This window comes from Peribacillus faecalis (assembly GCF_014712675.1).
Taxonomy (GTDB): domain Bacteria; phylum Bacillota; class Bacilli; order Bacillales; family DSM-1321; genus Bacillus_AD; species Bacillus_AD faecalis.
In genome coordinates this window covers 1-9168 of sequence record NZ_JACXSI010000061.1, presented here as the reverse complement: position 1 = coordinate 9168, position 9168 = coordinate 1, and the positions used below count along the sequence as shown (strand labels likewise).

At 39.1% G+C, this 9168-nt stretch carries 7 protein-coding genes; 5 read left to right on the top strand and 2 right to left on the bottom strand.

The features are described from left to right. Window positions 1–190: 190 nt before the first annotated feature. Window positions 191–619, bottom strand: coding sequence for a MarR family winged helix-turn-helix transcriptional regulator (locus IEO70_RS17985; protein WP_235973658.1), 429 nt, complete (start codon window positions 617–619; stop codon window positions 191–193). Between the two features lie 141 nt (window positions 620–760). Here IEO70_RS17985 and IEO70_RS17980 point away from each other — a divergent pair, with 141 nt between their 5' ends. Further along, window positions 761–1261: a CarD family transcriptional regulator gene (locus IEO70_RS17980; RefSeq protein WP_190999763.1), complete on the top strand. Its 501-nt coding sequence runs from the start codon at window positions 761–763 to the stop codon at window positions 1259–1261. 44 nt (window positions 1262–1305) lie between these two features. Here the strand turns inward: IEO70_RS17980 and IEO70_RS17975 are convergent, their stop codons facing one another. Further along, window positions 1306–2136: a TetR/AcrR family transcriptional regulator gene (locus tag IEO70_RS17975; protein WP_190999762.1), complete on the bottom strand. Its 831-nt coding sequence runs from the start codon at window positions 2134–2136 to the stop codon at window positions 1306–1308. Window positions 2137–2263: 127 nt separating this feature from the next. Between IEO70_RS17975 and IEO70_RS17970 the strand changes: the two genes are divergently transcribed. From IEO70_RS17970 to IEO70_RS17955, 4 genes are all read left to right on the top strand, one after another. After that, window positions 2264–5356, top strand: coding sequence for an efflux RND transporter permease subunit (locus IEO70_RS17970; RefSeq protein WP_190999761.1), 3093 nt, complete (start codon window positions 2264–2266; stop codon window positions 5354–5356). A 230-nt stretch (window positions 5357–5586) separates the two neighbouring features. Further along, entirely contained in the window at window positions 5587–6690 is a 1104-nt protein-coding gene (locus IEO70_RS17965) for a radical SAM/SPASM domain-containing protein (protein ID WP_190999760.1), read from the top strand. A gap of 24 nt (window positions 6691–6714) precedes the next feature. Next, on the top strand, window positions 6715–8166 hold the full coding sequence (gene hemY / locus IEO70_RS17960; protein WP_190999759.1) for a protoporphyrinogen oxidase: 1452 nt from the start codon (window positions 6715–6717) through the stop codon (window positions 8164–8166). A 175-nt stretch (window positions 8167–8341) separates the two neighbouring features. Continuing rightward, entirely contained in the window at window positions 8342–9019 is a 678-nt protein-coding gene (locus tag IEO70_RS17955) for a phosphoribosylaminoimidazolesuccinocarboxamide synthase (protein ID WP_190999758.1), read from the top strand. Window positions 9020–9168 lie beyond the last annotated feature (149 nt).

The following is a 9168-nucleotide window of genomic DNA, read 5'->3' as shown; positions in this document are numbered from 1 at the left end:
ACCTCTCCGATGAAAAACTATTGTTCATTATATACGGATTTTCACAGAAAAACATAAAAACCCGATAAATGGACTTTTTTTCAAGTGTCCATTTATCGGGTTACAGTTCAATGATCATCTCTGTAAGGCTTTTTGTTTCTATTAGTGGGAAGTACTGGTATAATAGAATGACAATAAAACATTTCTTCCGCTACAATCCCCAATCCATTTCTAAGATCTCATGGAGTTTTCTTACATTCTCTTCACCGAGTTGGTTGGTAATTGTTTCAATAAGAGAAGCTTTAAATGCCTCATTCTTCTCGTAGCATAGCTCACCAAGTTCTGTCAGTTGCACACATTTGTCTTTATTGTTGCCTTCGACGTTTTGAATTTTCACCAAACCTTTTGCCTCTAGTTTTTTTACGAATTTATGAGTAGCCTGGCGCGAAATATCCACGTTTTTTGAAACGTGTGAGATTGTAGGTTGATTTTTATATATTCTCGCCATGATAAACCATTCAGAGTTGGAAATCGGAATATTGCTGCTGTTGTTCCAAGCCTTTTCGCATAAGGAACGTATGGAAATATGACGCTCGCTTATAAGGTCAATCAAATCGAGTGTTTGATATTGAATCTTCAATCGGATCACTCCAATCATTTTGTCGGAATTAATATACTAAAAACAGTCAATATTGTCAATTTAGTTGACAAATTAGATATTATAGGTTAAACTTGTAATTGTCAACCGGGTTGACGATTAAAGGGATGGGGGCAGTTTAATATGCATAAAATAGGAGATTTGATCATTTATCCAGCTCATGGAGTATGTGTAATTGATGATATATGCGAGAAAACGGTCTTGGGCGAAACAAAATCATACTATGTTTTACATCCGCTTGAAGATGCGAAATTATCGATTAGCATTCCTGTAGATAATAAATCTATCGTTATGTTTGATCTCATGCATAAAGATGAAGCGGAAATAATTATCAATTCTTTTAAAAATCCGGGTATTGCTTGGATTGAAAACAGCCATCAGCGCATTCAGGAATACAATGAAATTATTAATACCGGTAACCGTAAAGAAATTTCAAAAATTGTCAACACTTTAATGAAGAAGAAACATGAGACCGAGCTTAACGGCAAGAAGATGGGGGAACAAGACCGGAAGTTGCTGTCGTCTGTTCAAAATATTTTATTTAGTGAACTGGCTATCTCTTTAGAAACAACTATGGACGAAATTAAGGAGAAGGCATCCAGTTTAATGAGTATACAGTCATAAAATGACCGGCAAACCAATTAAGATACTTTGGCTTGCCGGTCATTTTAATTTACATACAGCTCATACAAGTAGGCTGCCCATTTGCAGTGAGCATCGCTTTTTAAGTTTTTCAACAAACCTTGTATGACAGCCGGAGACAACTGAGGTTCTCTTAAATGAATTAATAATAATTCTAACGATTGAACAGTGATAGCATTTGCTGACTCGTTTATTTTTTGCGAAAGCATCTCAATAATCTGATCTTTTGTAGGAGACAAGCACGTCATTGTATTGCTTTCGTCATAAAAATTCTCGGTCACAATTGGAAGCGTGGCATGCTTGGCGAGAATTTTCGTTTTTTCGACTAATGATTCACACAATAGGTCGATATCAACCGGATAATGATAAATTAAGAATAGCTCAGCATATTGTCTTATGAAGCCTTTTATGCTGAAAACAAGGTCTGCCCGCATAGTGTCTCTTATGTCCGGAAATTGCCGATCGACCAGTGAGAAAAGAAATAATGTAGTGAATTGATCATATCTCTTCAGCAACTCTAATATTTCAATATCAAAAGAAGGTAGTTGTTCTTTCATGAAGATTTTAGCAAAGTCAGCATATTTTTGATGGTCGATAAAAATCGTATGATAGAAATGATACAATAATTCCTCGTTATCTCTTTCACTATTGACCGACTGTTCAATATCACTCATGATTTCACTGATAAAATGATCAATTAGATCAAAGACCAGTTCTTTTTTTGATTTATAGGAAAGATAGAATGCCCCTTTAGAAATGCCGCATTTTTCAGTGATTTGCTGAATCGAAGTAGCTTCAATGCCATTCTCTGCGAATAATTCCAACGCCTTGTCCATTATTAATTGCTTTTTAACCATCTATAACACTCCTAGCTGTTTAGTTGACAACTGACCAACTAGTCATTATTATAGATAATTGTAAGAATTAAGTCAATTCAATGAATTTGGTCAATTATTCGAAAATAATCAAAAGGTTGGTGTGACAGTGAAGGGTTTAGTGAATTTTGTTCTGAAGAATAAGTTGGCTGTATGGTTATTGACGATTATCATCACGGCATCCGGTATTTATTCCGGAACAAAAATGAAAATGGAATCAATACCTGATATTTCAATTCCATATTTGATCGTAATGGGTGTATATCCGGGAGCTACTCCGGAACAAGTGATGGATGAAATCTCAATTCCGATGGAAAAAGCGATAGAAGGGCTTGAAGACGTTAAGGCTGTATATTCGACTTCTTCTTCAAACATTTCTCAAGTACAGATTGAGTACGAATACGGCGTTGATATGGATGAGAAAAAACGTCAGCTCGAAGCTGCGCTGGACGGAGTGACAATACCGGAGGATGCACAGGAACCGTCCATTATGGCAATCAGCATGAATATGATGCCGGTTTTGGCATTATCAATCAGCAGTTCCGAAGAGGATATTGTTGAGTTAACTTCAACAGTAGAAGATATACTATTGCCGAAAATCGATAAGATAGACGGTGTTGCTTCTGCGACGATTACAGGTCAGCACATTGAAGAAGTTGCTTTTACATACGATGAAGCTAAAATGGCTGAATTTGGTTTAACAGAAGATACAGTAAAACAAATGGTTCAAGCGAGCGACATGGGTGTTTCGCTGGGTCTTTATGAGTTTGAAGAAGGTGAAGAAGCCGTTTATGTCGATGGTAAGGTTACAACAGTGGATGGACTGAAAGAAATCTTGATCCCTGTCACACCTTCAGCTGCAAACCCATCGCCATTCGTGAAGCTTGGTGACATCGCGACAATTGAAACAGTAGGTAAAGTACAATCTGTTTCCCGTACAAACGGTGAAGATGCGATTACAATCCAAATCGTAAAAGGGCAGGAAGCTAATACTGTAACGGTTGTAAATGCGGTAAAAGATTTGATTGCTGATGAAGAGAAGGCAATTGATGGATTGACAATCGATGTCACACTTGACCAAGGTGAACCGATTGAGGAATCTGTCTTCACAATGCTTGAAAAAGCAATCTTCGGTGGTTTAATCGCTGTTCTGATTATCCTGCTGTTTTTACGAGACTTTAAATCTACTATTATCTCAATCATTTCAATTCCAGTCTCCATTTTCATTGCGTTACTGTTGTTGAATTGGATGGATATCACATTGAATATCATGACGCTTGGGGCCATTACGGTTGCCATCGGACGTGTAATCGATGACTCGATTGTAGTAGTAGAAAATATTTACAGACGCATGTACTTGAAAGAAGAAAAACTTCGAGGCCGTGCTTTGATTCGTGAAGCGACGATTGAAATGTTCAAGCCGATTTTATCTTCTACATTAGTTACAGTTGCGGTATTCGCACCATTAATTTTTGTAGGCGGAATGGTCGGAGAGTTATTCATGCCATTCGCATTGACGATGACGTTTGCGCTTGGTGCGTCACTGTTAGTAGCAATCACAATTGTACCGGCACTTTCACACTTCTTATTCCGTAAAAATTTATACGGTGAAAAAGCAGAAAGCAGTCATAAAGAAGTCGGCAAGTTGGCTCTTTGGTATAAAGGCGTACTGCAAAAATCATTGAACCATAAGATCATTACATCAATTATCGCAGTTGTATTGCTTGTCGGTTCAATTGCGTTAATGCCATTAATCGGTTTCAGCTTCATGGGTTCTCAAGAAGAAAAGGTAATGTACTTAACGTATACACCGGCAACCGGCGAGCTGAAAGATGAGACATTAGCAAATGTAGCAGTTGTTGAAAAAGAGTTAATGAAGAATGGTGATATTGATATCGTTCAGATTTCTATCACAGATGCAACTAGCACGGATTCTGCAGCGATGATGATGGGCGGAGGCGCTGGTGGTGCGCTGATGTATTTAATCTTTGATCCGGAAACAGAAAACTTTGCGGAAGAAAGAGAAAAGATTGAAGAATATGTATTTAACATTGGCCAAACAGGCGAATGGAAATCTCAAGACTTCTCATCGATGGGTGGCATGTCTTCTAATGAAGTAAGCTACACATTATACAGTGAAGATTTAGATGACTTGAATGAAGCGGCGAAACAAGTGGAAGACGCTCTAAAAGAGGTTGATGGTCTTGAAGACATCACTTCAGATGCAGAAAATCCATATGTTGAGCATGTATTTAAAGTAGACCAGGCAAATGTGCTGCAATATGGCTTGACGACAGCGCAAATTGTCATGGCTTTATCATCGGGCTCTTCAGGTGAAGTGCTGACAACTGTTGAACATAACGGCAAAGACATCAATGTTGTTGTTCAGCGTGAAGCGGCAACTGAGCCGAAAACGATCAATGAATTGTTAGAAACAGAGATTGAAACAGCCGTTGGAACTGTAATGCCTTTATCGCAACTGGTTACAGTGGAAGAAGGCACAACGCTAAATTCACTAGCTCGATCAGAAGGTGAATATTACACGACTGTATCCGGAACAATCTTGGAAGATGATATTTCAAAAGCAACAACAGCTGCTGATAAAAAAGTCGATGAGCTGGATCTTCCAAAAGGTGTAACAATCGGCGTAGCTGGCGTTGCAGCTGACATGGCCGAAACGTTTACGAAACTGGGAGTTGCGATGATTGCGGCAATCGCGATTGTCTACTTCATCCTTGTCGTCACATTCGGTGAAGGGTTAGCGCCATTTGCAATCCTATTCTCACTGCCGTTCGCGGTAATCGGTTCGTTCGTCGGTCTGTTCGTAACCGGCCAAACGATTTCAGTATCGGTTATGATGGGTCTGTTAATGTTAATCGGTATCGTCGTCACGAATGCCATCGTACTCGTCGATCGAATCATCCATATGGAGCATGACGGTATGAACATGCGTGAAGCAATTCTTGAAGCGGGAGCGACACGTCTGCGACCAATTTTAATGACAGCAATCGCGACAATTGGCGCAATGCTTCCTATGGCATTCGGTGCAGCCGGTGGAGGACTGATTTCTAAAGACCTTGCTGTAACAGTAATCGGCGGTCTGATCAGCTCGACAGCCTTAACATTAATTATTGTACCGATCGTATACGAAGTACTTTCAAAAATGTTAAAGAAAAACCGTAAAGAAGTAGAAGAAAACTAATAGATTGATAATGGACCTCTTAAAGAGCTGTAAGCTTTTTGAGAGGTCTTTTTGCGCTATAGAAGGAGAACTTCATAACGAAACTCATATGCAAAAGAAACGAAGTTAGCATACAAGTTAAGTTCATGTCTGTGTTTTGAAATAGTTTAAGCAGGGTAGTAGATTAAATGATTTATCAAAAAAAATTAGCAATTAAACTTACGAATATTCCATGAAGGAGTTGTTGTCAAATGCCAATAACCATTGACCAGCCTAAGAAGCATCAAAAATTTAACCGTTATGAAAATGGTCCTCGTATCATGTTTTGGGAGTTGACAGAAGGCTGCAATTTAAAATGCATTCATTGTCGAGCAACAGCCCAACCAAAACGTTCACCGGACGAATTATCGACTGCTCAAGCCTTTCGTGTGATTGATGAAATAACAGACTTCGCTAATCCGATGGTTATTCTTACTGGCGGCGAACCTTTGTACCGTCCGGATTTTTTCGAAATTGCTGAGTATGCAAGTCAAAAGGGATTATCCCTGGCAATGGCTTCGAACGGTACATTAATCACAAAGGATATTGCTAAGAAAATAAAAGAAGTCGGTATCAAACGGGTGGCTATCAGCTTCGATGGTCCTTCTCCTGAGATTCATGATCAATTCCGGGGGCTGTCAGGTTCCTTTGAACAAGCTCTTCAAGGGGCAAAAAATGTGAAAGAACAAGGCATTCAGCTCCAATTCAACACAACCATCACAAAACATAATGTCGACTATTTAGAAGAGATGATTGCTTTAAGTAATAAGTGCAATATTGATGCGCTGCACTTATTCATGCTCGTCCCGGTTGGTTGCGGTGTCCAAATTGTCGAAAGCAACATGTTGAGTTCGAGTAAATATGAAGAAGTGCTGGAATGGTTTTATTCTCGTTCGCGAGAAGTTGATTTTGAAATTCGGGCAACTTGTGCTCCACACTATTACCGGATTATGAGGCAAAAAGCAAAAGAAAACAATGAGCGCATCACAGTCCAATCACACGGAATGGCAGCTGTGACAAAAGGTTGTTTAGCAGGAACTGGAGTTTGCTTCATTTCCCATAAAGGAGATATTCGACCTTGCGGATATTTACCGGTTACAGCCGGTTCTTTATTAGAACAAAATGTTGAAGATATTTGGAAAAACGCTCCTCTATTTCAGCAATTACGCAATTCTGACCTTATAGAAGGAAAATGTGGACAGTGTGAATATATCAATGTTTGCTCCGGATGTAGGGCACGTGCGTACTACGAAACCGGCAGTTACCTGTCCGAAGAGCCATATTGTACATATGTTCCGAAAAGTTATTCGCTTTAACATTTAACTAAAGAAGGTGACTACATGAATGCTAAACAACATCAGAAAGTAGTTATTATTGGCGGCGGTATAACCGGTTTAACAGCCGCTTACTATTTGCAGCAAGAGATCAAAAAACAATCATTGCCGATTGATGTAACATTACTGGAAGGAAGTTCAAAGTTAGGCGGGAAAATACGAACAACAAGAAGAGATGGCTTTATCATCGAAAATGGTCCGGACTGTTTCCTTGAACGTAAAACAAGCGCATCCAAATTAATTAAAGAAGTTGGATTAGAGCACGAGTTAGTCAATAACACAGCCGGGAAATCATATGTCTTGGCAAGAGAAAAACTTTATCCAATGCCTGGCGGCTCAATTATGGGTATCCCGACACAAATAGCGCCCTTCATTACAACCGGTTTGTTCACGCCATTCGGTAAATTGAGGGCTGCAGGTGATTTTGTTCTTCCGAAGTCAAAAGCGAAACAAGATCAACCGTTAGGCGCTTTTTTTAGAAGAAGACTCGGTGATGAAGTCGTTGAAAATTTAATAGAGCCTTTGTTATCAGGCATTTATGCAGGTGATATTGACCAAATGAGTTTAATGTCAACCTTCCCGGAATTTTACCGAGTAGAACAAAAGTACGGCAGTCTGGTGCTGGGTATGAAAAAGGCTTCATCAGTTAACCCAAAATCTAAAAGTACAAAACAAACAAAGAAAGGTATGTTTTTAACGTTAAAAATAGGTCTGGAATCGCTGATTGATAAATTGGAAGATGCGTTGGATCAAGTAACTGTTTTAAAGTCTGCAAAAGTAAAATCGCTTTTCAAAGCGGGAGAGCAATATAAAGTGATGCTTGAAACGGGAGAAACATTAGAAGCCGATGTAGTCCTGTGCACAGTCCCGCATCAAGCAGCAGCATCCCTTTTATCAAAGTATTCTTTTATGGAACCTTTTAACGATGTTCCATCTACAAGTGTCGCAACAGTTGCGATGGCCTTTGACCAAAATGCCATCAAAAAGGACATTAACGGGACAGGCTTTGTCATCTCAAGGAAAAGCAGTTATACCATTACCGCTTGTACATGGACACATAAAAAGTGGCCGCACTCATGTCCAGAAGGAAAAGCGCTTCTTCGTTGTTATGTTGGAAGACCTGCAGATATGAGTGTAGTGGATTTATCGGATGAGGAAATAAAAAATATTGTCTTACACGATTTAAACAAAACAATGAGCATTACCGAACAACCGGAATTCACTGTCGTGACACGATGGAAAAAAGCGATGCCGCAATATACAGTCGGCCATAAACAAAGAATTGAACAACTGAAACTGGATTTACATAATGAATTGCCGGGCATTCTTCTTACAGGCAGCTCCTATGAAGGATTGGGTATTCCAGACTGTATTAGTCAAGGGGAAGCTGCTGTCGGACAAGTACTTGAATATTTACAGTCAAATGATAATAGTATTGTAATTGCTAATGCAAATTAATAAATGCTTCATGAACAACGAACGATTGATGTTAACTGATCGTTCGTGTTTTATGATAAAAACGAAAAAATATAACGAATTTTCTTGCTAATTCGACATAAAACGTTAATAATAGAGTAGGTATTGCAGATTGATATTAACTTATTGAACATTTAATAAAAGGGGATTAGCAGAAATGAAACATGTTTATGAGGGAAAAACAAAATCGGTTTTTGCTTTAGAAGATGGAAACTACCTATTGAAATTCAAAGATGACGTAACAGGAGAAAACGGCAAATTTGATCCGGGTGCGAACACAGTCGGTCTTTCTATTGAAGGTATGGGTAAAATCGGTATCCAATTAACGGAATATTTCTTCAATAAAATTGAGGCAGCAGGAATTGCGACTCACTTTGTAGCAGCGGACGTTGAGAATTCTACAATGACTGTTAAGCCAGCAACGACATTCGGTAAAGGTTTAGAAGTTATTTGCCGCTTTAAAGCAGTCGGCAGCTTTCTAAGAAGATATGGTGCTTATGCAGAGGAAGGACAAGAACTGCAAGCGTTTGTGGAAGTGACATTAAAGGATGACGACCGTCAAGATCCGCCGATTTCTCAAGATGCTTTGCATATGCTTGGTCTATTGACACTTGAAGAATACGCTGAATTAAAAGATATGACGCAAAAAATTTCTACAATCGTTAAAAATGAATTAGCTGCTAAAGGGGCTGAATTATACGATATTAAACTGGAATTTGGCCGTATTGACGGTAAAATCGCCTTAATCGACGAAATTTCAGGCGGAAATATGCGTGTATATAAAGACGGACAAATTGTCGATCCGCTTGATATCGCGAAAATAATTTTCAATTAATTAAAGAAGAGACTTGCGCAATTTAATGGCAAGTCTCTTCTTTAAGTGCGCCCGGCATGGGTGCAATCTATAGGGTGAAAGTCCCGAGCTGTGAAGGCAGAAGTAACAGTTAGCTTAACGCAAGGGTGTCCGTGGTGACGCGGAATCTG